This is a genomic window from Gallibacterium genomosp. 1 (assembly GCF_001678575.1).
Taxonomy (GTDB): Bacteria; Pseudomonadota; Gammaproteobacteria; order Enterobacterales; family Pasteurellaceae; genus Gallibacterium.
This window is the reverse complement of sequence record NZ_JTJP01000057.1, coordinates 1-24,405: the sequence shown is the minus strand read 5'-3', so window position 1 is coordinate 24,405 and position 24,405 is coordinate 1. Positions and strand designations below refer to the sequence as shown.

General features: G+C 37.4%; 26 protein-coding genes and 1 pseudogene. 14 read left to right on the top strand and 13 right to left on the bottom strand.

Annotated elements, in window-relative coordinates:
- Positions 1-99 precede the first annotated feature (99 nt).
- Positions 100-1,236, bottom strand: a complete 1,137-nt coding sequence (locus QV04_RS09900) for an RNA-guided endonuclease InsQ/TnpB family protein (protein WP_039133272.1) — start codon at positions 1,234-1,236, stop codon at positions 100-102.
- A 68-nt stretch (positions 1,237-1,304) separates the two neighbouring features.
- Here QV04_RS09900 and QV04_RS11850 point away from each other — a divergent pair.
- A pseudogene (locus QV04_RS11850) lies at positions 1,305-1,442 on the top strand (transposase); the annotation flags it as partial.
- A 25-nt stretch (positions 1,443-1,467) separates the two neighbouring features.
- Here the strand turns inward: QV04_RS11850 and QV04_RS09890 are convergent.
- The 12 genes from QV04_RS09890 to lptM all read right to left on the bottom strand — a co-directional run bounded on the left by QV04_RS09890 (position 1,468) and on the right by lptM (position 12,619).
- The gene (locus QV04_RS09890; protein ID WP_039133275.1) at positions 1,468-2,385 is read right to left on the bottom strand and encodes a virulence factor BrkB family protein; all 918 of its coding nucleotides are present in this window, start codon (positions 2,383-2,385) and stop codon (positions 1,468-1,470) included.
- A 186-nt stretch (positions 2,386-2,571) separates the two neighbouring features.
- Positions 2,572-3,384, bottom strand: a complete 813-nt coding sequence (locus QV04_RS09885) for a transporter substrate-binding domain-containing protein (RefSeq protein ID WP_065233425.1) — start codon at positions 3,382-3,384, stop codon at positions 2,572-2,574.
- Between the two features lie 110 nt (positions 3,385-3,494).
- On the bottom strand, positions 3,495-4,376 hold the full coding sequence (gene prmA / locus QV04_RS09880) for a 50S ribosomal protein L11 methyltransferase (RefSeq protein ID WP_065233424.1): 882 nt from the start codon (positions 4,374-4,376) through the stop codon (positions 3,495-3,497).
- Positions 4,357-5,808, bottom strand: coding sequence for a sodium/pantothenate symporter (gene panF, locus QV04_RS09875; RefSeq protein WP_039171146.1), 1,452 nt, complete (start codon positions 5,806-5,808; stop codon positions 4,357-4,359). The genes prmA and panF overlap by 20 nt, the downstream gene beginning before the upstream one ends.
- Complete coding sequence (locus QV04_RS09870) at positions 5,805-6,062, bottom strand: YhdT family protein (RefSeq protein ID WP_021460903.1); 258 nt, start codon at positions 6,060-6,062, stop codon at positions 5,805-5,807. The genes panF and QV04_RS09870 overlap by 4 nt, the downstream gene beginning before the upstream one ends.
- 227 nt (positions 6,063-6,289) lie before the next feature.
- Complete coding sequence (proS, locus tag QV04_RS09865) at positions 6,290-7,996, bottom strand: proline--tRNA ligase (protein WP_039171143.1); 1,707 nt, start codon at positions 7,994-7,996, stop codon at positions 6,290-6,292.
- A 77-nt stretch (positions 7,997-8,073) separates the two neighbouring features.
- Positions 8,074-8,367, bottom strand: coding sequence for an AzlD family protein (locus tag QV04_RS09860; protein WP_013746324.1), 294 nt, complete (start codon positions 8,365-8,367; stop codon positions 8,074-8,076).
- Positions 8,364-9,059, bottom strand: a complete 696-nt coding sequence (locus QV04_RS09855) for an AzlC family ABC transporter permease (protein ID WP_231924872.1) — start codon at positions 9,057-9,059, stop codon at positions 8,364-8,366. The genes QV04_RS09860 and QV04_RS09855 overlap by 4 nt, the downstream gene beginning before the upstream one ends.
- 128 nt (positions 9,060-9,187) lie before the next feature.
- Positions 9,188-10,489, bottom strand: coding sequence for an MFS transporter (locus tag QV04_RS09850; protein ID WP_039171138.1), 1,302 nt, complete (start codon positions 10,487-10,489; stop codon positions 9,188-9,190).
- Positions 10,490-10,670: 181 nt separating this feature from the next.
- Positions 10,671-11,033: a PepSY domain-containing protein gene (locus tag QV04_RS09845; RefSeq protein WP_039171135.1), complete on the bottom strand. Its 363-nt coding sequence runs from the start codon at positions 11,031-11,033 to the stop codon at positions 10,671-10,673.
- Between the two features lie 191 nt (positions 11,034-11,224).
- Positions 11,225-12,478, bottom strand: a complete 1,254-nt coding sequence (gene lysA, locus QV04_RS09840; protein ID WP_039171133.1) for a diaminopimelate decarboxylase — start codon at positions 12,476-12,478, stop codon at positions 11,225-11,227.
- A gap of 21 nt (positions 12,479-12,499) precedes the next feature.
- Positions 12,500-12,619: an LPS translocon maturation chaperone LptM gene (gene lptM, locus QV04_RS11390; RefSeq protein ID WP_039142951.1), complete on the bottom strand. Its 120-nt coding sequence runs from the start codon at positions 12,617-12,619 to the stop codon at positions 12,500-12,502.
- Between the two features lie 110 nt (positions 12,620-12,729).
- Between lptM and cyaY the strand changes: the two genes are divergently transcribed.
- From cyaY to QV04_RS09775, 13 genes are all read left to right on the top strand, one after another.
- Positions 12,730-13,044: an iron donor protein CyaY gene (gene cyaY / locus QV04_RS09835; protein WP_039171130.1), complete on the top strand. Its 315-nt coding sequence runs from the start codon at positions 12,730-12,732 to the stop codon at positions 13,042-13,044.
- A gap of 15 nt (positions 13,045-13,059) precedes the next feature.
- Positions 13,060-13,902 carry a phospholipase A gene (locus QV04_RS09830; RefSeq protein WP_039171128.1) on the top strand — a complete coding sequence of 281 codons (843 nt, stop codon included), beginning with the start codon at positions 13,060-13,062 and terminating at the stop codon, positions 13,900-13,902.
- A complete protein-coding gene (gene recQ / locus QV04_RS09825) occupies positions 13,892-15,727 on the top strand; it encodes a DNA helicase RecQ (RefSeq protein WP_039171125.1) in 1,836 nt (611 codons plus the stop codon). Before QV04_RS09830 ends, recQ begins: the two co-directional genes overlap by 11 nt.
- 253 nt (positions 15,728-15,980) lie before the next feature.
- A complete protein-coding gene (locus QV04_RS09820) occupies positions 15,981-16,997 on the top strand; it encodes a 4-hydroxythreonine-4-phosphate dehydrogenase PdxA (RefSeq protein WP_039171121.1) in 1,017 nt (338 codons plus the stop codon).
- Between the two features lie 21 nt (positions 16,998-17,018).
- Positions 17,019-18,023 carry a dihydroxyacetone kinase subunit DhaK gene (locus QV04_RS09815; protein WP_039171118.1) on the top strand — a complete coding sequence of 335 codons (1,005 nt, stop codon included), beginning with the start codon at positions 17,019-17,021 and terminating at the stop codon, positions 18,021-18,023.
- Between the two features lies 1 nt (position 18,024).
- Positions 18,025-18,651, top strand: coding sequence for a dihydroxyacetone kinase subunit DhaL (dhaL, locus tag QV04_RS09810; RefSeq protein ID WP_039159334.1), 627 nt, complete (start codon positions 18,025-18,027; stop codon positions 18,649-18,651).
- A 67-nt stretch (positions 18,652-18,718) separates the two neighbouring features.
- Positions 18,719-19,654 (top strand): Bug family tripartite tricarboxylate transporter substrate binding protein, encoded by a 936-nt coding sequence (locus tag QV04_RS09805; protein ID WP_039171115.1) that lies wholly within the window; start codon positions 18,719-18,721, stop codon positions 19,652-19,654.
- 35 nt (positions 19,655-19,689) lie between these two features.
- Positions 19,690-20,151 carry a tripartite tricarboxylate transporter TctB family protein gene (locus QV04_RS09800; protein ID WP_039159330.1) on the top strand — a complete coding sequence of 154 codons (462 nt, stop codon included), beginning with the start codon at positions 19,690-19,692 and terminating at the stop codon, positions 20,149-20,151.
- A 3-nt stretch (positions 20,152-20,154) separates the two neighbouring features.
- On the top strand, positions 20,155-21,648 hold the full coding sequence (locus tag QV04_RS09795; protein ID WP_039163667.1) for a tripartite tricarboxylate transporter permease: 1,494 nt from the start codon (positions 20,155-20,157) through the stop codon (positions 21,646-21,648).
- Between the two features lie 33 nt (positions 21,649-21,681).
- Positions 21,682-22,518 (top strand): sugar phosphate isomerase/epimerase family protein, encoded by an 837-nt coding sequence (locus QV04_RS09790; protein WP_065233422.1) that lies wholly within the window; start codon positions 21,682-21,684, stop codon positions 22,516-22,518.
- Positions 22,519-22,527: 9 nt separating this feature from the next.
- On the top strand, positions 22,528-23,484 hold the full coding sequence (locus QV04_RS09785) for a sugar-binding transcriptional regulator (RefSeq protein WP_039159324.1): 957 nt from the start codon (positions 22,528-22,530) through the stop codon (positions 23,482-23,484).
- A 19-nt stretch (positions 23,485-23,503) separates the two neighbouring features.
- Positions 23,504-23,956 carry a ribose 5-phosphate isomerase B gene (gene rpiB, locus QV04_RS09780; protein WP_039159322.1) on the top strand — a complete coding sequence of 151 codons (453 nt, stop codon included), beginning with the start codon at positions 23,504-23,506 and terminating at the stop codon, positions 23,954-23,956.
- A gap of 52 nt (positions 23,957-24,008) precedes the next feature.
- A partial coding sequence (locus QV04_RS09775) for a TRAP transporter substrate-binding protein (RefSeq protein WP_197494825.1) occupies positions 24,009-24,405 on the top strand: 397 nt, incomplete at its 3' end.

Here is a 24,405-nt window from a genome sequence, read left to right as displayed (position 1 = left end):
CCATTTCAAACAATCGGCTACTCTCGGTGGGTTCTTGCTGCTGACCTCTCAATGAAGTTCACTTCGCAAGCTCGACGGCTGTGTCCCAGCCTGATATTTTTACGCAAGGGCGATTACTCGCCCTTGCGCCAATACATTTAACGCACCAACGACATCCGCATTTTCGGTGTAGCCACATTCTACGCATTCAAAATGCGCCTGCGTTTGTCGGTTTTCTTTGGCGATATGACTACAACAAGGGCAAGTTCGACTGCTATTTTGCGGCGGAACAGCCACTAAAAATCCGCCTCGCCATTGCGTTTTGTAGTCCAACTGACGGCGAAACTCAAACCACGATTGGTCGAGTATCGAACGGTTTAAACCTGATTTCTGTTTCACGTTTTTACCGTGAGCTTCCACCGTGCCTTTCGCTGACTTTGACATATTTGATACCTGCAAATCTTCAATATAGATCATAGCGTGGTTTTTGCTGATTTGTGTTGAGATTTTATGCAAAAAGTCTTTACGACAATTGGCGATTTTATGATGCAATTTGGCGATTTTCGCCTTTAATTTCTGCCAATTTTGGCTAAATTTTACTTTATTTTTAAGCCTCTTTTGCAGTTTAGCCAATTTTCCTTTGTAAGTTTTAAAGGCGTTTAATGGCTCAAAAAATTCACCGTTTGAAAGCGTGGCAAAACGTGCAACGCCCATATCTATGCCGATTTCTCCGCCTTTATGCGTTGGAATTTCATATTCAAATTCCGTTTGAATACTGACAAAAAATCGTCCGCACTTTTGGCTTACCGTCACATTTTTGATTTCGCCGACAACCTCACGGCTGTTGCGATAGCGAACCCAACCGATTTTTGGTAGACAAATACGACTATTTTGTTGTTCCAGCTTACAACCTTGCGGAAAACGGAAACCCTCTTTTAAACCTTTTTTCTTAAATTTTGGGAAATCTGCTCGCTGTTGAAAGAAATTTTTAAACGCACTTTCTAAGTCTTTTAACGACTGTTGCAACACTTGCGAATGACATTCTTTCAGCCACGGAAGTTCTTTTTTCCATTGTGGAAGTAGGTTGGCGATTTTGGTGTAGCTGAACTTAAAGCTGTTATCTTGCTCGTATTGTTCATTTTGCCAAGCTAACGCCCGATTAAATACAAAACGAGAACAACCACAGAACTGTTTAATTCTGCGGATTTGGCTGCCGTTTGGCATTATCTCGAATTTGAAGGCTTTGCGTAGTTGCATTGGACAAGGTTTAGAATGTAAGTTTTCAACATTTTACACTTGGTCTATGCAAAAAGAAAATGATTAGGAAGAAAAACTATCCAAATATTCGCAAAAAACTTTGGGGTAATCAGCTGTGGTCTCCGTCTTATTTTGCAGGGAGTTGTGGTGGCGCTCCAATTTCCATTATTCGCCAATACATTGAGCAACAACAAACACCTGATTAGTTAGGTTTGAAACGGCTTACGCCGTTTATGCCTTATATCTCCGCCCTGAAGGACGGAGTTTTACGGCACGGTTCTGATAAATATAAGTTAAATCTTGATCAGGATAATATTGTGCCATTTTATCCAAATCATCCAATACCGCTGTTAATTGAGCTCCTAGCAGAATAAATGTCCAACTGAGGTGTATCCATAAAATCATAATCGGCAACGTGGCTAATGCGCCATAAATCAGCTGATAAGAAGGAAATGATTTCATATACCAAGTAAAACAGGCTTTACCGAGAGTGAAGAAAATTGCCGCGATTAAGGCGCCGCAGGCGGCGTGTTTTACATTCACTTTCGTGTTTGGCACGATGGCATAAATACAGGTGAAAGCCAACCAAGAGAGAAGAAACGGCACGAAGCTAAGTAATTTCAGCCCGAACGGTAGTCCGGTTTTATAGGTGAAAATTGAGCTGGAAAAGAGATAAGAGCTTACGCCGATACTGGTGGCGATAAAAATCGGCCCTAACGTCAAAATCATCCAGTAGATAGAAAAGGAGTAAAGTGTTGAGCGTTTTTTGCTGTTTGACCAAATATCATTAAGCGTGGTATCAATCGATTTAATCAGCATCAACGCCACCACGATTAAGCCGATGATACTGATACCGCTCATTTTTTTGGTGTTAGCAATAAAAACGGTGATGTATTGTTCGACCGTGTGGCTGACTGAAGGGGCGAAATTGGAAAAGATAAATTGCTGGAAATCTTGCACCACATCGTTGAATACCGGAAAGGCAGCAAAAAAGGCAAAAATCACCATTAATAACGGCACAATTGCCAACATTGTGCTGTAAGTTAAATAACCTGCCGCCTGCGATAATTTGTTCTGGTTGAATTTATATGAAAAAACTTTAATTAAAATAATGAGATGCTGAATAAGGTGTTGTAAGAATTTCTGCATAATTTTCCTTGATGTTCAGTAATGTCGTTGAAATTGTACCTTATTAATAGTGTGGTGGCGATGTTAGTTCATATTGTTTATTAATAATATTTTGACCAATAAAAATCTTTCTATAAAACAACTGCTCCTATAGGGGTTTAATCTATAGGAGCAGTTTATTGTTAGGCGTGTTTTGAGAAGTGATTTTTACTGAATAGTGGAAACATCCTCACCGAAAAATTGTTCTGAAAGCTGTTTCAATTTGCCCTCTTTTTTCAATTTTTCAATGGCGGCATTTACTTTCTCAATCACGGCAGTATTGCCTTTGTTAAAGATAAAACCTGAACCGAGTTGGTTTTTATCGCGTAGAACAATTTCAAGATTTGCATTCGGATGTTTGTGTAAGAAATCTAACACCGCTAAACGGTCATTTAAAGTTACATCGGCTCGATTCTGTAACACTAATTGTAATGCTTGAGCCAAACCGTCAACCCCGATAATTTCCGCACCGTTTTTGGTGGCTAATTCACCATAGTTGCTGGTAAAAGATTGTGCTGATTTTAAGCCTTTAAGATCCGCCCAGTCTTTAATACGTTGGTCGCCTTTGCGAGCTACAGCAACCGCACCGGAATAGCTATATTCAAGGGATTTGTCATATTTTGCACGGCGTTCAGGCGTGGTTAATGCAACCTGATTGGCGACAAGATCAAAGCGGTGGTTATTTAATCCGGAAAGCATTGCATCCCATTGCGTTTCTTTGAATTCTACTTTCACTCCGAGTTCGCTGGCTACTAGGCGAGCTAATTCAACATCATAGCCGGTCAATTTTCCTGATTCATCGTGGTAAGTAAATGGAGGATAAGTGCCTTCGGTACCGACCACGATTGTGCCTTTATCATTGACTCGTTTGGCTAAATCAGCAGCCGCTTCTTCGTTGCTTAATGCAAATGCGGATTGAGCTAAAGCAAAGCTTAATGTAACTAAAAATGTAGTTTTTAAGTATTGTTTAATCGTTTTCATCACTATTTTCCTTAAAATGTTTTAAAACTCTTTGAGCAGTCTAACGTGACTATCCAAAGAGTTAAAATAGCTGATTGTATTTTTTTATAACTAAAGGTTATAAAAATTGGTTACTTTTTGTTGCCGGTGATTCGACACCACTCTTCACGCTCCGCTACCGGATCGAGTTCAAATTGATCGGCATAAGCTGCGGCGACCGCTTCACTTTGTGTGAATAATACGCCGGAAAGCCCAAGTTTTCCTTGAGTGATCACTAAAGATGAGATGATCGGTGCAAGCTCTTTTAATGGTCCGGCTAAAATATTGGCAACCACGACATCCGCTTTAAGATCGTTCGGTGTATCGGCAGAAAGGTAGAGCTGTAAACGATCTTCGACACCGTTACGTTTGGCATTTTCACGACTGGCTTGGATCGCTTGTGGATCAATATCAATCCCGATCGCATTTTTTGCACCTAATTTTAGGGCGGCAATCGCGAGAATGCCAGAACCACAACCGAAATCAATAATAGTTTTATCTTGTAAATCAAGGGAATCAAGCCACTCTAAACAGAGGGCGGTTGTTGGATGTGTGCCGGTGCCAAACGCAAGACCCGGATCTAACATCACATTAACGGCGGTTGGATCAGGAATTTCACGCCAGCTTGGGCAGATCCATAATCTTTTGCCGAATTTAAGCGGATGGAAATTATCCATCCATTCACGTTCCCAATCTTTGTCTTCGATTTGCTCAATTTTGTAAGCCGTTTGTTGCTGAATTTGTCCCTGTTCACGCAAGGCTGCAACAATCTCTTGCATATCAGTTTCTGCATCGAACAATGCCATTACATCGGTATTTCCCCAAAGACGAGTTTCTCCGGGTAATGGTTCAAAAATCGGCGTATCTTTGCTATCCATAAAGGTAACGGATACCGCACCTAACTCTTCTAAACAATCACTAAGTTGTTCTGCCAGTTCATTTGTGCTGTTTAATCTAATTTGTAGCCAAGCCATAATTATCCTTTATCTGTTTTTCACCAAATTTGTTTGCAATTAAAAAAGCGATTAAACCCAGTGCAAGTGAAGGCACGATTGCATGTAATCCGAATGGTTTAATCGCTGCGGTAGTAAAGCCAATATAAACACCAAGACCGGTGATCATCGATGCGATTCCACCGTAAGCGTTGGCTTTATCCCAATAAAGTCCGAGAATAATAACCCATAAAAAGGCAGCTTCCAAACCGCCGAAAGCAAATAAATTGAGCCAAATAATCATATCAGGTGGATTTAATGCGGCAAGCACTAATAATGCGCTTAACGTCAGCGTCAATACAGTTGAGAAACGGCTGATTTTTTTCTGATCTTTTGCCGCTTCAGGTTTGGCGGAAAGATAAAGATCCTTTACAAAAATAGAGGAAGATTGAATAAGTTGAGCATCAATGGTTGACATAATGGCAGACATTGGTGCAGCGAGGAAAATGCCGGCAATAATTGGTGGCAATACTTTTACCATTAATGCCGGAATGACTTGATCGGGGATAGTTAAATCAGGAATAACCGCTCTTCCCAATGCCCCAGCGAGATGCATTCCGAACATTACAATTGTCAAAACAATTGTGCCGATAATCATTCCTCGATGTAATGCCTTGCTGTCTTTATAAGACATACAACGCACGGCAGTATGTGGTAATCCGATGACGCCAAAGCAGACTAAAACCCAGAATGAAGCCATAAAAGAGAAACTTAACATTTCGTTCGGGCCATAAGGAGAAACGAGTGCAGGATCAATTTCGCTGAGAGTAGTCATCGCTTTTTCAATACCTCCGGCGGCATAGATGACACCTAATAAGAGAATAATAGTACCAAGGATCATTACTGTGCCTTGAATAGTATCGGTTAACACTACAGCACGGAAGCCACCGATAAAGGTATATAAACCGACAGTAATGGCGAAAATTAATAATGCTTGTGTATAAGTTAAGCCGATAGTAGTTTCCAATAAACGTGCACCACCGATAAATTGCACCGTCATTGCTGCAAAAAAAGCCACCAATAGTGCAAAGCAGGAGATCCAGACTAAATATTTATTTTTATAGCGATAAAAGAGAATATCATTGATGGTGAGTGCATTGGTTTCACGAGATAATATAGCGAATTTTTTACCGAGTGTGCCTAAAGCTAACCAGACAACCGGCACTTGGATCATTGCTAATAATACCCAGCCTAAACCGAATTTATAAGCTGCTCCCGGACCGCCGACAAAAGAACTGGCACTGGCATAAGTTGCAGCAGTGGTCATTGCCAATACGAAACCTGTCATAGAACGATTTCCGACATAGTATTCCGTTAAAAAATCACCTTGATGCCGTTTGCTATAAGCATACAATGCTGCGCCGAAAATAAAGGCTAAATAAATGACAAGGGGGAAAATAACACCTAAATTCATTGCAACTCCTTATCATCGCTGTTTTCAAGAGAAATTTCCTGAAAGAAAATTTTAATTACCCAATGGCAAACTACAATAAAGAGAATCGGTAAATAGATACAAGCTAATTCAAACCATAACGGAAAACCTAAAGGACCACTGCTGTTTTCAGGCAAATAAGCACATATACACCAACCAATAACATAAAGAATGGCTAACAGCAGCGTTATTTTTGCTTCTTTTGTGGCTTGACGATAACGTTGTATTTTTGACATTGTTTACTCCTGTAATTATGAAATGTCTTTTATCAGAATTTCCTTAGTGGTTGAAAGTCCTGTCTGTTTGCAGCTGTAAAAATGTATTTAATTCGGAAAAGATGTAACTATAAATTCATAGCATAATGTTTTTATGTGTTGTTTTATAATTTGGAACATTTTTATGGTATTTCGCTTAAATACAAAGGGCTTGGTATAACCAAGCCCATCATATAAACGATATAACATTATTTCAATTTTTCTGTAATAAATTTAACAAGTTGTTGTTTATCAACCATCTGTTTTTCACCACTACGACGAGATTTATATTCAATTTCACCTTTTTCGAGGTTTTTTTCACCGATAATAATCATATGTGGAATACCGATTAATTCCATATCAGCAAACATCACTCCGGGACGCTCTTTGCGGTCATCAAATAATACTTCAATACCTTGTTTTAACAGAGTTTGATAAAGCTCTTCTGCATATTGTTGTACGGCGGTTGATTTATGCATATTCATTGGCACAATTGCCACTTGGAATGGGGCAAGCGTGTCGCTCCAAATAATACCTCGTTCATCGTGGCTTTGCTCAATTGCGGCTGCCACCACACGAGTAATACCAATACCGTAACAGCCCATCATCATTGTTTGGGGTTTGCCGTCTTCGCCTTGTACAGTAGCTTTCATAGCTTCGGAATATTTTTTACCAAGTTGGAAAATATGGCCAACTTCAATACCACGTTTAATTAACAAGGTTCCTTTACCACAAGGGCTTGGATCGCCTTCTACTACATTGCGGATATCGGCAATTTGTGGCGTTGGCAAATCACGATCCCAGTTAATACCAAAATAGTGTTTTCCATCAATATTCGCACCGGCACCGAAGTCGCTCATATTGGCAACGGTACGATCAATGACAATTTCCAATGGCAGATTAAGTGGCCCTAATGAACCCGGACCGGCGCCGACAGCGGCACGAATTTCTTCTTCTGTAGCAAAAGTTAATGGTGCAGCAACTTGAGGCAATTTTTCTGCTTTAACTTCATTTAATTCGTGATCACCACGAACGAGTAGTGCAATCAGTTTGCCCTCTTCTTCACCTTTTACAATTAAGGTTTTTACGGTTTTTTCAATCGGTAAATTGAACTGTTCTACTAATGCTGCAATTGTTTTGGCATTCGGTGTATCAACGATACGAAGTTCTTCTGTTGCCGCTTGACGTTCGCCTAATGCAACTGCTTCCGCCATTTCAATATTCGCAGCATAATCAGATTCGGTAGAGAAGACAATGTCATCTTCTCCGCTATCTGCTAACACTTGGAATTCGTGAGAGCCACTGCCGCCGATAGAACCGTTATCCGCCTGAACAGGACGGAAATCTAAGCCTAAACGATTGAAAATATTGCAGTAAGTTTGGTGCATTACATCATAAGTCTGTTGTAGACTTTCTCGATCCAAGTGGAAAGAGTAGCCATCTTTCATAATAAATTCACGAGAACGCATTACCCCGAAACGTGGGCGGACTTCATCACGGAATTTAGTTTGAATTTGATAAAGATTGATAGGCAACTGTTTATAAGAAGATAATTCACGGCGAGCTAAATCGGTGATGACTTCTTCGTGGGTCGGGCCAAGTACGAATGGGCGGTCGCCACGATCGGTAAAGCGGAGTAATTCAGGGCCGTATTGCTCCCAACGATGAGATTCCTGCCAGAGATCAGCTGGTTGAACTACCGGCATTATTACTTCAATAGCACCGCTTTTATTCATCTCTTCACGCACAATATTTTCCACTTTTTTCAATACGCGAACACCGGTTGGCAACCAAGTGTATAAACCGGCAGCAAGTTTACGGATCATACCTGCGCGTAACATTAATTGATGACTGACTACTTCGGCATCAGTTGGAGTTTCTTTTAAGGTTGAAAGTAAATATTGACTAGTACGCATAACAAAATTCCATTAAAAACAAAAAAATTGGCGGTATTCTAGCATTTGCCACCGATTGGCGGAATAGCTGAACCGAATTAACCAAGAAAATGTCTAGCAATCCCGGTTGCTATAATGCCGATAATAACAGTTGGTAAAAATGAAAAACGGATTGCCGCTAAAAAGGTGATGATTAATCCGATCCAGTCCGCTGGATTACTGCTAGTAAATTCCGGCGCAATAACAGAAATTAGTACGCACGCTGGTACTTGAGCCAATAAGTTTTTTGCTGTCGGACTTAATTGTTTCTTTTGTAGTAAAAAGAAACCGAGAAGCCGAGTCGAATAGGTTACCGCTGCCATAGATAGAATAGTTAATACTTCCCAACTCATTTGTGTTTCTCCAGCCACCAAGCCACAATTAAACCACTGACAGTACCTAATAAAACATACCAAGCTCCATCGATAAATTTATAACTAAATGCTGCAACTAACAGACTGACTAACCAAGCAATCGCCGCACGAAAACCCGCCCACATTCCTTTGAGCAATACCAAAAATACGGCAACAAAAGCCATATCAAAACCATATTGTTTAATATCTCCCAATACTGGGCCTAACCAAGCGCCGAATGCGGTTGAGATAATCCAAGTACTGTAAAGCGACAGTGCCATACAAAAGTAATAACGTAAATTGAGTTGGCGTAATGCGTTTTGCTTGATGTGATTTAATGCCAATGCCCAACACTCATCGCACATAAAGAACAGCACCAGCAGTGATTTCGGCAAGGAGATGCCTTTCAAATAAGGCGTGAGTGCGGCACTCATTAAAATATGACGACAGTTGATTAATAAGGTCGCCATTACAATTAGCAATAATGGCGGTGGGGAAGCCCATAATCCTACTGCGGCAAATTCCGAACCGCCGGCAAAATTTACACCGGTCATAAACGGCACTTGCCACACTTTCATATGTTGCGCGGCGGCTTGAGCGCCTAAAACAAAACCGAAAGGGATAAAACCGAGCATCACGGGGAAGGCATCTTTGAAGCCTTGTAACATCATTTTTTGCTTAGTTTGTTGCATACAGTCTTATATCGTGACAACAGAAATAGAAAGGGAATCAGTATAACCAAGATTTTGATAATGGCTAGTTATCAAACCTAATATTTGCGCTTTTTATGGATGGCGTGCCAACACGCCATCATAAAAAATTAATCTTTTTGGTAAGTTTTTAGATAGCTTAACGCCAACGTGGAGAGTAATAACACAACGGCAACGCCGATATAAAGGCTCTGCTTATCCCAACCCTGATCTAACAGAATGCCGGCGATGGTTGGCGCTAAAATAGCTCCGATACGTCCGACACCGATCGCTGTGCCTACGCCGGTGCTACGAATTTCCGCAGCATAAACACTAGGGTTTAAAGTGTAAAGCCCACTGATACAACCGTTGATCAAGGCACCGACTAAAATACCGAGAATCATTGCCAGCCAAAGGATTGAAGCGGATAGAATAAAACAGACAACCACTAGAGCTGAAAGTATTGTAAAAATAACTGATACTTTTTTAGGTGACCAATAACTTGCCAATAGACCAAAAAACAGTGCGCCAACCGTACCGCCGAGAGAAATCATCATTCCAATGCTAACGCTTTGTTCCATTGTCATTCCAGCTTCTTTTAATAAAGCTGGTGTCCACGAACTAATAAAATAGAAACTGAACATAATGGTAAAGAATGCTGTCCATAAAAGGAGTGTAGAGCGGAGATAATCTTGCTTCAGCAGACGTGAAAACGGCAAAGCGGAAGTGTGGTTTTCTACTGTTTTTTCAGGCAGTTGCCATTGATCGCCTAGACCCATTTTCACGGTAATTCGATTGAGTTTTTGAACAGCATTTTTAGGTTGTTTCACTAATAGAAAATCAATTGATTCTGGCAACCAAAAAATAACGATGACTAAACAGATTGCGGTTAGCACTGCACCAGATAAAAAGACAGAACGCCAACCATATTCGGCCTGTAACATTACGGAAAACATTCCTCCTAAAACCGCACCGACACCAAATCCGGCAGCATAGATACTGATAGCTAAACTACGCCAACGTTGAGAGGAGTATTCACTGGTTAGAACGTTGGTGCCGACTAAAATTCCGCCTACGCCCAAACCGGTAATCACGCGCCATACCGCTAACCATTGTTGATTCGGTGTAAAGGCAGAACCGAACATTCCGATAGCAGATAATAAGACCGCAATGATTAATAATGGTCTACGTCCAATTTTGTCTGCTATTGGTGCGAGAAAAAGTGAACCGGCAGTCATTCCTAATAATCCGGCACTTAATAGAGTACCAAGCTCAACACCGCTTAATGCAAATTCCTGACGAATTGCTGTGGCGGTAAATGCGAGAGCGAGAACATCAAAACCGTCAAGCAGATTCATAATGGCTGCAATAATCACGATGCTCCATTGAAATGCACTCATAGAACTCATCGCAATAGTGTTGCGTAAAGACATAAAAATTCCTTCCTTATTAAATTATTGAATATTATTTTTGTGAAAAGCACATCGATAATAACGGAAACAAATCAGTAAGAAAACAGGAATTTAATTAAAAAAAACAGTAGCCGTTTCCGACTACTGTAAAGTTGGGGGTAATTTAGTTTAGTTGATTTAAGATCGTTGGAATAAGTAATCGCTAGTGACCACGTTTATGGTGTCTATCACCATCACGACAGCCGGTATCTTTCACTTCGTTTCTGATGATCTCAGAAGTAACAGCGTCAATACGAAGTTCTTTTAATTGTTTGTCATTAGTTAAAATTTCAACTTCATAAAAAGGATTTCCCTTTCTATGCGGATGAAAATCGGCTTCAACGACGGTTCCCGCCTGTTTTTGTGTAGCAATGTCAATCGCTTGTACAAGTGTAATTTTGCTAGCATTTAATGCGCTTTCTAAACGAGGAAAGTCATCATTATCAGCTAAACTCACCTGCGCTGTGCCAATTGCTAACAATGCGACGGTTGATAACATTGCGATTTTTTTTATTATTTTAGACATTTTATTTGTACTCCTTTTATGATGGTTACTTCAAACACAAATGGGTAAGCAGACATTCTGCGTTTTCAGTGGTTGTAAGTATAAAAATGAAAAATTAGCGAAAAATTAGAAAAAGAAATTTTTTGAAAAATTTGTAATTAGGTGAAAGGCAGGGCGAATTTTTAGGAATATCGCCCTGTAAAAGTAGTATTTTATTCGTCAATAAGTTGTTCACACGCCCATAACTCTTCAAAACGTTCGCGGCGTTTGATGAGATGAGCTTTGTCGCCATCCACCAAAACTTCCGCTGCGCGCGGGTGAGAATTATAGTTTGATGCCATACTTGCACCATAAGCACCTGCTGAACGTTGAACAATAAAATCACCGGCAGCAATAGACAATCGTCTGCTTTTACCGAGAAAATCCGATGTTTCGCAGATTGGGCCGACAACATCATACACTTTAGCTTCACGATCTAAGGAGCGAGCTGCTTCAATAATTTCCATATAAGCCTGATACAATGCCGGACGGATCATATCGTTCATTCCGGCATCAACAATTGCGAAATTAAAATCTTCATTTGATTTTAGATATTCTACTTTTGTTACTAAAATGCCAGCATTAGCACTGATTGCACGTCCCGGCTCAAGGATGATTTCTAATTCCGGATATTGTTTAAATTTTGTCAATAATGCACTAGCATATTCGGTTGGATGAGGTGGTGTTTCATCACTGTAACGCACGCCTAAACCACCACCGAGATCGAGATGTTGTAATTCAATGCCGTCTTGACGTAATTGTTCCAACAAAATTAATAAACGATCCGCTGAATCTAAAAATGGTTGTAATTCAGTGAGTTGTGAACCAATGTGGCAATCCATACCGACAATTTGAATATGTGGCAATGTTTTTGCTAAGCGGTACACTTCTCTTGCTCGTTCCACACTGACACCAAATTTATTTTTCTTTAAGCCGGTTGAGATATAAGGATGAGTTTTTGCATCCACATCTGGATTAACACGCAAGGAGATCGGCGCTTTTTTATCTAATTTTGCTGCGACTTGATTAATGCGAAGCAACTCAGCTTCCGATTCTACATTGAAACAACGAATGCCGACCTCTAATGCTCGTTCAATTTCAGTATGGGATTTAGCCACACCAGAGAACACCACTTTATTGGCTTCGCCACCGGCGGCTAAAACGCGTTCAAGTTCGCCTTGTGAAACAATATCAAAGCCGGAGCCTAATTTGGCGAGTAAATTTAATAAAGCGATATTTGGGTTAGACTTTACGGCAAAACAGATAAGGTGCGGATGCCCTTTTAACGCAGAATCAAAAGCGTGCCAGTGGCGCTCCAATGTGGCGCGTGAATAAATATACAAAGGCGTACCGAATTGTTGTGCAAGCTGTTGGACAGAGATTTCTTCTGCCATTAATTGATCATTTTTATAATTGAAATAATCCATAAATCTGTTTTAACCTCAAAATTACTGTGTTTGTTGCTGTTGTTGTGCATTATCGTCAGGTGGCATATACAATGGACCTTTTACACCACAGGCGGTTAAGAAAAAGCTGCCGAGAATAAGAGTAAGTAATAATTTTTTCATAATGTGATCCTTAATCAATAGATGCTCTTTTTATCATTAATTTGTGCGTTATGCTATCTCTAACCGTTGAAAATCTCTATAATGACCGCTTATTTTGGGAGAAATTGATTATGAATAATGCAGAATATCATCAAATTGTTGAGCAAACTTGGCAACAGATAGAAGAAGAATTGGAACAGCAGGATTGCGATGTGGATTGTGATACACAAGGTTCTGTTTTTACCATTACTTTCAATGATGGTAGTCAAATTGTGGTGAATAAACAGGAGCCGCTACAGGAATTATGGCTGGCAAGCAAATTGGGGGGTTACCATTTCCACTATCAGAATGGACAATGGTTAAATGCGGAAGGCAAGAATTTTTGGCATTATTTAAGCGAAGCCTGTTCAGCATACGGCGAACAGGTTGAATTTTCTAACCAATAAAAAATAGGAGCAAAGATGCGTTTCAGATATAGCTTGGTCGCATTTTCTGCATTATTGGCGTTATCATCGGCAAGTGCGAGTTTATTGCCTTATCAAAGTAGAACGGCATTATTATTGACACAAGCACCGGATAATTTTGTTGGATTGCGACCATACGAACAGAATTATTTAATGGAAACTTTCTCCAATAAAAATTACAACTATCCTGAGAATATGCGACACGATGAGATTAAATTTCAAATTAGTGTGGCGTTACCTTTGTGGAAAGATATTTTAGGAAAAAACTCTGTACTTGCAGGATCCTATACGCAACGTTCTTGGTTTCAGTTTAGTAATCGAGGTGAATCCTCGCCATTCCGTGAAAGCAATTATCAACCACAGTTGTTTGTTGCTTGGGCAACCGACTATGATTTGCCGTTTGGTTGGAAATTGGTTGATATTGAAAGCGGAGTTGTTCACGTTTCCAATGGACGTAGCGATGAACAATTAAAATCACGTAGCTGGAATCGTATTTATTTGAGGGCGGCATTCAGCAAAGATAATTGGTTGGTGGAATTAAAACCTTATTGGAGAATTCCGGAAAAATCGGAAGATGATGATAATCCGGATATTGTTGATTATTATGGTTACGGTGATGTTAGTGTTGGTTATCGCATTGATGATCATATTCTTAAAACAACTGCACGTTATAACCCACGCACTAACAAAGGCGGAATGGAAATTTCTTGGAGTTACCCAATCACAAAATATGTTCGTGTCTATGCGCAGTATTATCACGGTTATGGTGAATCACTATTGGATTATAATCGATCCACAGATCGCATCGGTTTAGGTATTAGTTTAAACAATGTGTTCTAATGTTGAAGATCAGGTTGATATGCAATCGACCGGTCTTATCCGTGCAAAGTCCATTCTTCAAGACGTTTTTGGCTATCAACAATTTCGTCAAGGTCAGCAGCAAATTATTGAAGCAACATTGCGAGGTCAAAGTAGCTTTATTTTGATGGCAACAGGTGGAGGAAAATCGCTTTGCTACCAAATTCCAGCACTCTGTTTTTCTGGATTGACATTAGTGATTTCTCCTTTGATTGCTTTGATGCAAGATCAGGTTGATCAGCTTACGGCAAACGGTGTGGCAGCAGCTTATCTAAATTCAAGCCAAACCTTGCAACAGCAACGAGAAATTGAACAACAGGCGTTATCCGGAAAATTAAAATTACTCTATATTTCGCCGGAAAAAGTGATGACTACGGCGTTTTTCTATTTTATTCAGCAGTGTCAGGTGAGTTTTATTGCAATTGATGAAGCCCATTGTATTTCTCAATGGGGACACGATTTTCGCCCTGAGTATTCACAGTTGCGTAGCTTGACACGTGTTTTTCCCAATATTCCGATTATGGCGTTAACCGCAACGGCGGATCGAGTTACTCGAGAAGACATTCTCGAATTACTTAACTTACAGCAACCCTTTGTTTATATTGGTAGTTTTGACCGCCCAAATATTCGTTACACTGTGGTGGAAAAGTTTAAACCACAAGAACAGTTGCTTAAATTTATCAAATCACAGCAAGGTAAAAGTGGTATTATTTACGCCAACAGTCGTAATAAAGTTGAACGATTAGCAGAGATGCTACAACGTAAAGGTATCTCGGCAAAGGCTTATCACGCTGGTTTCAGTAATGAAATCAGGGAGCAGGTTCAGCACGATTTTCAACGTGACAATATTCAGATTATTGTTGCAACGATTGCATTTGGAATGGGTATTAATAAACCGAATATTCGTTTTGTATTGCATTATGATCTCCCGAGAAGTATTGAAGCTTATTATCAGGAAACAGGGCGGGCAGGGCGCGATGATCTACCGGCGGAAGCGGTGCTGTTTTATGATCATCAGGATTATTTGTGGTTGAATAAATTATTGCAGGAAAAAAATGATTCATCACAAAAAATGATTGAGCAGCATAAATTACAAGCGATGGGAGAATTTGCTGAGGCACAAACTTGTCGTCGTTTGGTATTACTCAATTATTTTGCTGAACACCGCCATCAACCTTGTAATAACTGTGATATTTGCCTTAACCCACCAAAAAAATATGATGGTCTAATTGATGCGCAAAAAATCCTTTCTACGGTTTATCGTACTGGTCAAAAGTTTGGTAGCTATTATGTGATTGCTGTATTGCGTGGCTTGCAAAATCAGAAAATTCAAGAGTTACAACACGATAAATTGTCCGTTTTTGGTATTGGCAAGGATAAATCTCAAGAATATTGGCATAGTGTGATCCGTCAATTAATTCATTTAGGCTTTTTAAGTCAAAATATTGCCAATTATTCAGCATTACAACTTACCGAAGCGGCCAGACCGGTTTTGCGTGGAGAAATGACATTATCGTTAGCGACACCAAGACAAAATCTTTCAATGATTAACCACGCCCATCGCTATCAAGCGAAGCAGGGTGATCGGGAACTCTTCAATCAATTACGTAAACTCAGAAAACAACTTTCTGATCGGGATAATATTCCGCCTTATGCTGTATTCAATGATGCTACATTGGAAGAAATGGCACGAGAAATGCCAACCACACTTTCTGAAATGTTACAAATCAATGGAGTAGGGTTTAAGAAATTAGAACGTTATGCTCAATCATTTTTAAAAGTTATTACAACATATAAACCCAATTAAAAACTTATGTTCTATAAGTGTTCATATAGTTATTCTATAATGAAATAGATTTGTTATTAATTCCTTCTTTTTTTCCTAAAAATGTGATCTTTATCTCAAATATGACATATTTTTATACAATTATCCATTATTGTGAGCTTTATCACACATTTCAATATAAAAAAATGATTTAATACACCTATCAAAAGTTATTGTTATGAACATATGTTCATAATATAAAGTATTTTATAACATTAGTTTGATAGGGGAAATTATGCGGAAACCAACAATAGCATTAGTTTTAGGTGATCCTGCTGGCATAGGTCCGGAATTGGTCGCTAAATTGTTATCTCAGAAGGAGCAAAGAGATAAAGCTAATATTTTAATCATTGCAGATAAAGATGAATTACATAAAGGTATGGATATCGCACAACTGCAATTCCCTTATGATGAAATTACAGAGAATCAACTGCCTTCATTTTCGTATGAAAAAGGGATTCCTGCATTAATTTCATACAAAAATTCAAATTTAAAACCTTTTGAATATGGTAAAGCCACTCAACAAAGTGGTGTATATATTTTAGAAACTTTGAAAAAAGCTGTGGAATATGCTCAGGCTGGATATGTGCAATCTATTTGTTTTGCACCATTAAATAAACAAGCTATGCATTTAGGTGGTTTAAAGTATCGTGATGAATTACATTGGTTTGCAGAACAAACTAATTTTGATGGTTTTGTGTGTGAGTTAAATGTTGTTGATAATATCTGGGCAAGTAGAGTGACTTCCCATATTCCATTCAAAGATATTGTACCTAATTTATCTATTCCAGCAGTTATTGATTGTATTCGTTTATTACATAGTTCTTTAGTACGTGCCGGTGTTACACAACCTAGAATTGCTGTACAAGCCTTAAACCCTCATGGTGGTGAAGGAGGTGTTTTCGGAGATGAAGAAATTACTATTATTAAGCCGGCGATGGAACACGCTCGTAAAGAATACCAAATTAATTTATATGGCCCATTTCCTAGTGATACGACGATGCATGAAGTGAAACGCCTTAATATTGATGGGGTAGTGTCAATGTATCACGACCAATTTTCTACTGCGCTTAAGCTTCTTGGTTTTGAACGAGGAGTCACAGTACAAGGTGGAATTCCTATTCCAATTACAACCGCTAATCATGGTACAGCGTATGACTTGTATGGCAAGAATATTGCTGTGCCAACAGCTTTTGAAGCTGCCTTTAATATTGCCGTTCGTATGGGCAAAGGTGTCCTTGAATCAGAATAAGACAATTTGGAGAAAAGTATTATGGCAAGAAAACCTAAAAAATTACTGAATAATCCTAATGCTGTTCCAGCAGAACAATTAGAGGGATTACTTTGTGCTTGTCGAGGCAAATTATTAAAAGTAGATGGTTATAGCGGTGTATATCGTGATCAAATTCGGAATGATCAGGTTGTAGTTGTCACAGGAGGTGGAAGTGGACACGAGCCTATGTTTGCAGGTTATGTAGGGCAAGGATTGGCTGATGCAGCGGCACTAGGTGAGATTTTTGCATCACCATCCCCTGACATCATTATAGAAACAACAAAAGTAGTTGAACAAGGTCAAGGCGTGTTATTCGTTTATGGTAATTATGCTGGCGATAATATGAACTTTGATATTGCAGCTGAACTTTTAGAAGAGGAAGGAATTCAAGTTAAAACTGTACGTGTAACAGATGATATTTCTGCAGCACCCATTTCTAAAATGAGTGATAGACGTGGTGTTGCTGGTGATATGTATGTTCTGAAGATTGCTGGGGCTGCTGTTGAGTCTGGTTATGATTTAGAACAGGTCTATGAAGTAACTAAAAAAGCAAATTTTAACACAAGAACTATAGGCGTAGCTTTAGGGGCTTGTTCTATTCCCCAAACAGGAAAATTTAATTTTGAGTTGGAAGATGATGAATTAGAACTTGGTATGGGAATTCATGGTGAGCCAGGTGTTAGAAGACAAAAAATGACAACTGCTGATCAAATTAATGGTGAGATGGTTGAGCGTTTATGTAATGACATTGAATTACAAAGTGAAGACAAAGTCTGTGTGACCATTAATAACTTAGGTGGCTCAACTTATACCGAATTATTAATTGCTTATCGAAAAGTTCATCAAGAATTAACGAAGCGAAATATACAAATTTATGATGTTTTAATCGGCTCTTATTGTACTTCACAAGAAATGGCGGGTTATTCAATAACAATTTTCCGTTTAGACGATGAATTACAAAAATTATATGACATGCCTTGTAACAGTTTTGCTTGGAGAAAATGATATGAATTTAACAGAAACAAGAGAAATGCTTTTATATACAGCTGAAAAAATGGTCAGTAGTGAACCGATGTTGACAGAATTAGATTTAAAAATTGGTGATGGAGATCATGGATTAGGTATGCAACGAGGTTTTGCAGCTGTTCGAGATTTACTTTCAAGTAATGATTTTTCACCTAAAGATGTTGGCGAATTATTTTTAAAGGCTGGTACTAAGATGATGTCAAGTATGGGGGGAGCTTCCGGTGCAATATTTGGCACATTATTCAGAGCAGGGGGAAAAGCTATAGCGGGTCAACAAGAATTTAATAGCGTAGTTCTTTCACAATTTTTAGTTGCAGGATCAGCAGCAGTTTTTGCTAGAGGTGGGGCTAAACCAGGCGATAAAACGATGATTGATTCATTGGTTGCAGCCGAAAAACAGTCAGAAAAAGTGATGAATGATGATTTAGGTAGTGCATTATCGAGCGTAGCTAAAGCTGCGGCAGAGGGGGCTGAAGAAACGCGTAATCAAGTTGCTGTTTTTGGTCGTGCAAAAAGTTTAGGGGAACGCTCATTAGGGCATGTAGATCCAGGTGCAGTATCTATGTCTTTGATTATTAAATATATGTCTGAGTTTGTGAATAAATAAGCTGTTACTTTAAATTTTTTGAAAAAATCTGATTTATTTTATTAAAAGTTTTTTAAAGGGGACAAATATGAAAAAAGTTTTATTGTTAACTTCACTGGCCGTGATATCAACAGCTGCAATTGCATTTCCTAATAAAAACTTAGAAATGGTCACTCATTCTGGTGCAGGTGGTGGAACAGATTTAACTGCAAGAATGGTAGCAAGTTTATCTGAGCCACTATTAGGAAAATCAATCACAATTGTCAACAAAAAAGGTGGTGGTGGCTTACTGTCATTAGATTATGTGACATCACGGCCAGCAGATGGACATACTATTTTGACATATACAAGTGGACAGGCTGGTGAAATAGCTAAAGGTAGTTCAAAAACAACGTTAAGTGATTGGATTCCAATTGCAAGGGCAACAGATGATCCTCAAATTTTAATGGTGAAATGTAATCGTTTTAAAGATGTAAATCAATTTATAGAGTCACAAAAAACGAAAGCTCTTACTTATGGTACTACTCATTTAGGTGGAATTGATGATGTATCCGCATTTGCATTTACGACAAAAGCTAATGTGAAGACTGCAGAAGTTATTCCATTTGACAGTGCAAATGAAGTTGCTACTCAAATTGTTGCTGGAGGTGTTGATGTTGGTGTTTTGAATCTAGGTGAAGCTAAAGTACAAATTAGTGCAGGACAAGTTTGTCCGATAGTGGTTCTCTCAGACAGTAGAATGAAATCTTTACCCACTGTATATACAGCAAAAGAATTAGGAATTCCTGTAAGTTTATCTACTGTTAGAGGATTTGTTGTGAAGGCAGGAACACCTAAAGATATTGTTGAAAAACTTGAAAAAACTTTTATAGAAGCTATGTCAAAACCGGAATTCCAGAAGTTCTTAGATAATCTTGGCTTAGATGAGACTTCTATTGCAGGTAAAGAAGTGTGGTCCAAACAATTAGAAGAAAGTGATAAAGAAATGCGTGAATCACTAAAACAATTAGGCTTTATTCAATAATATTGAAATAATTTATTAGCAATAAGGAGAGTATTATGAGAAGTAAGAAAGATTTATTCATATTCTTTACTATTTTTGTATTTTCAAGTGTAGTTATTTATCTTGCTTCTCAATTTAGAGAGTTACCTCCTATTTTACAGAGAGGACTACAACCATCAACTTTTCCTATTATATGTGCGTCTTTTATTATTTTATTAAGCTTTATCTTATGGTTAAGAGGAAGTAAAGAAAAGGATATATTTGATACTAATTTTAATTATATAACTATAAAGGTTCTTCTTCTTATTCCAATATTTATTTTAGTTTTAAATGTGGATTTCTTCTTAGCTATAATGTTATTTTCTTTAGCTATTCATCTTTTGTGGGCAGATAAAATAAAAATATTTCCTATTATTTTGTTGACTATTATCTTACCTGTTTTTATTTATGTATTATTTGAGCAGATTTTAGGTGTGAAATTTCCTGATGGTATAGTAATAAATTATATAAGAGGATGAACCATGGATATTGTGTGGAATGCGTTAGGTAATTTAGCGAATATTGAGTTATTAATCTGGATTATGGTTGCTTCTATAGGTGGAATATTGATTGGATCATTACCTGGATTGAATGCTACGACGGGGGTAGCATTGATTCTTCCGTTTACTATTACAATGGATCCTATATCTGCATCGACAATTATGCTTACTATTTATTGTGCTGCAACCTTTGCTGGAGCAATTACTGCTATTTTAATTAATACTCCAGGAACATCTGCAAGTGCAACAACTTGCTTAGATGGTTATCCTTTAGCTCAGCGAGGAGAAGCTGGTAGAGCATTAGGTATTGCAACAGTTTCTTCTGGAATAGGTGGAATAATTAGTGTCATTTGTTTAATGATTGCAGCTCCTCTTCTTGCAGATATTGCTTATAAATTTTCTCCACCAGAATATTTAACTTTAACAATTTTTGCTATTTCTATGTTAGCTACTGTTGGGAATAGCTCAGTTTTAAAAAATTTATTATCAGGTTTGTTAGGGATATTAATTGCTACTATAGGAGTGGATCCTTTAACAACTATAGATCGTTTTACATTCGGAGTTTCTGCATTATATGAAGGAATTAATTTAGTTCCAATGATGATCGGCATTTTTGGAATTAGTGAACTATTCATTCAAATTTCTAGATCATCTATAACAGGTAATTTAGTGAAAATGGATAAGATCAAATTACCATCTTATTCAGATTATAAGCGAATTTGGAAAACTATTCTGCGCTCTACTGGAATAGGTACATTTATTGGTATTTTACCTGCTGAAGGGGCTACTGTGGCATCAATAGTAGGTTATAACGAAGCTAAACGTTGGTCAAAAAGACCTGAAGAGTTTGGTAATGGATCTATTGAAGGTATTGCAGGGTCTGAAGCTGCAAATAATGCAGCAACAGGAGGTTCTATGGTACCAAGTTTGGCATTAGGAATACCAGGTAGCCCTACAGCAGCTGTAATTGTAGCTGGTTTAATGATTCATGGGATAAACCCTGGTCCTAATTTGTTTATTGAAAATGGCGAGGCTGTTTATACAATTTTTTGGTCTATGCTTTTAGCAAATATTATATTTTTTATTATTGGGTTAGCTGGAGCTAAGTTATTCGCACGTATTACCTTTATTCCTACATCTATTTTATGGCCAATGGTGTTTGTTTTTTGTATTGTCGGTGCATATGCAGTTAATTTATCTGTAGTTGATGTTTATGTAGCATTAATTTTTGGTGTACTTGGATATTTAATGAGACTATTTGGTTTTTCAGTTATTCCTTTGACTATAGGTTTAATTTTAGGTGGCGTATTGGAATTAAGATTAGGACAGACTATTACAATGGTTAAAGGCAATTGGTGGCTTATATTAGAACGTCCAATATCTGTATTTTTTATTTTAGCTACAGTTCTTGTTTTTACTATGCCAATTATAAAAATTTATTGGAATAAAATTAAATTATTAGGAAAAAATGAATAGCTTATAAAGTTTCTATTATGTGAGGAGATAGGAATGAAAAATAACTTAAAATTAGCTGTTAATACTTCTATTTATGATGGATATGATCTAGAAACTATTTTTTCTTCTATTAAAAAATGCGGATTTAATTATTTTGAATTAGCTTATAACCAAGGATATGTTAGTAATTTAAATCAAGATCTTTTTAGTGAAGAAAATGCTAGATATATTAATTATCTTAAAAATAAGTATAAATTAGATACTTTGGCTTTAGGGTGTACAATGGATCTATCAACAGAAGGATTATATGATATTTTTTCTGCTCGCCTCACATTTGCTAATTTAATAGGAGCTAAATATATTAATGTCTGTACTACTAAACTAGAAAATAAAGATAAATTAATAATAAATTTAAAGTCACTAAAGAGTCTATTAGAAAAAAATCATTGTATTTTATGTTTAGAGAATGCAGGAGATTATAACTTCAATGCTTTTGTAAAATTAGAAGATGGGCTTGAAATATTAAATCAATTAGATAATGATTTTTATGCAATAAATTTTGATCCGGGAAATATGTTAACTTATGATATAAAGTTAAATTTAATAGAACAATCAATGAACTCTATTAAATATTGTAAATATTTTCATATTAAAGATGTAATTATTGAGGATGATAAGTTCAGGTTTACAGCTATAGGAGATGGAATGATTGATTATTGTAATATTGTTAGTCAATTAAAGCGTAGTAATATTCCTTGTAGTTTGGAAATTCCATTAAGGATATATCGGGAATTAGATTCTACGCCAAAAAAATTTGAACATAAAATTGATATTAATGTAATTGAAGAAACTTTAATTAAGTCTAGAAAATATATTGAGAATTTTATTTAGGAAATCTATATGGCAGATTTGAAAGAAATTGATTTATTGACCGAAATTGCAATTGCTTATTATGAACATGAATTAACACAAGAAGAAATTGCAAATAAATTTAATCTTTCACGAATAAAAATAGGTCGGTTACTTAAAAAGGCTAGAGAAGAAGGTGTAGTTGAAATTAATGTGAAATATCACCCGATTTATACTTCTCAATTAGAAAAAAGATTAATTGACGAATTTGGTATTCAAAGAGCGCTAATTGCTATAGATGAGCAAAATGAAACCGAACAGAGAAGGCAAGTTGCTGCGTTAGTAAGTTCATATTTGTCTCATACATTAAAAGATGGAATGACGATAGCAGTAGGACAAGGGCGTAATGTGGCGTCTGTAGGGGAACATATTGGTATTTTCCCTGCAAAATCTTGCAAGTTTATTTGTGGTATTGGTGGTGTGCAAAGAAATGGCGAACCTGTAGATGCTGATCATACTTGTAGAAATTTGGCTAGAAATTTTAATGGTATTAATGAAACTTTATATGCACCAGCTTACCTTGAAAATAAGGAGTTTAGAGATGTTTTTATGAAAAATGGAGTTATCAAAGAAACTTTGGATCGAGCAAGAAAGGCTGATATTGCATTAGTTGGTATTGGTGATATGAATGAAAATAGCTATATGGTGCAATTAGGTTGGTTTACACCTCAAGAAGTTACAGAAGCAAAAAGGAATTTAGGTGTGATAGGTGATATTGCCGGATATGGCTTTTTTAATTTGCAAGGTGAACCAGTTGATACAGTAATGAATGATCGGGTTATTGGGCTAAGCCTTGATGATTTAAGAGCAATTCCTTGTGTGATTGGTATTGCATCTGAAAGTAGTAAAGCAATGGCTATATTAGGTGCATTAAGAACAGGCATTATCAATATCATTGCAACAACGGCAAGTAATGTAAATACCATTCTTAATTTAACGAAAATGTAATTCTTTAGGAGAGTTTAATATGAAAATAGCGATTGGCTGTGATGAAGCTGCATATAACTTGAAAGTTGAACTGATGAAATACTTAGATTCTTTAGGGATCGAATACGATGATTTTGGTGCTAAAGCAGGCGATATTGTTTTATATCCTGATGTTGCTGAGGCAGTAGCGTTAGCAGTTTCTGAAGGAAAATATGAACGTGCTATTTTAACTTGTGGTACTGGTATTGGTATGTCGATTACAGCAAATAAAATTCCAGGAGTAAGAGCTGCTGTATGTCATGATGTTTTTTCAGCAGAAAGGGCAAGGAAGAGTAACAATGCGCAAATTATTTGTTTTGGAGAACGAGTAATTGGTGTTGAGCTTGCTAAATATCTATTAAAAACGTGGTTAAATTGTGACTTCTCTGGTGGTGGTTCTACACCTAAAGTAGCCAAGATTAATGAGATTGATCAGAAATATCATAAATGCTGATTTTTCAATAAAAATTTATTCAATAATTAATAATATACAATTGAGGGTACTTATGAAAAAGCTTAATTTTATATCGGTAACAGTATTATCAGCCATATTCTCTTCAAGCATTTTAGCTGCGGAAACATATGAATTAGCATTAAGTCATTATGGTTCGCCAACAGATACTGTAAGTAAAGCAACAGAATTTATGGCTAAAAGAGTTAAAGAATTATCTCAAGGACGAATTACTATTAAGTTACATCCCAATAGTGAATTAGGCTCTTCAGGTACCCAAATTGATGGAACTAGAATGGGGACTATTGATATTGTAGTGGTAGGGAATCCTTATTATACAACTTTTAATGAGCAGCTTAATTTATTAGATCTGCCGTTTTTATTTAGAAATGAGGAACATGTAGAAAAAGTCTTAAATAGTGATGTCGGAGAAAAACTGTTAGGGTCTTTAG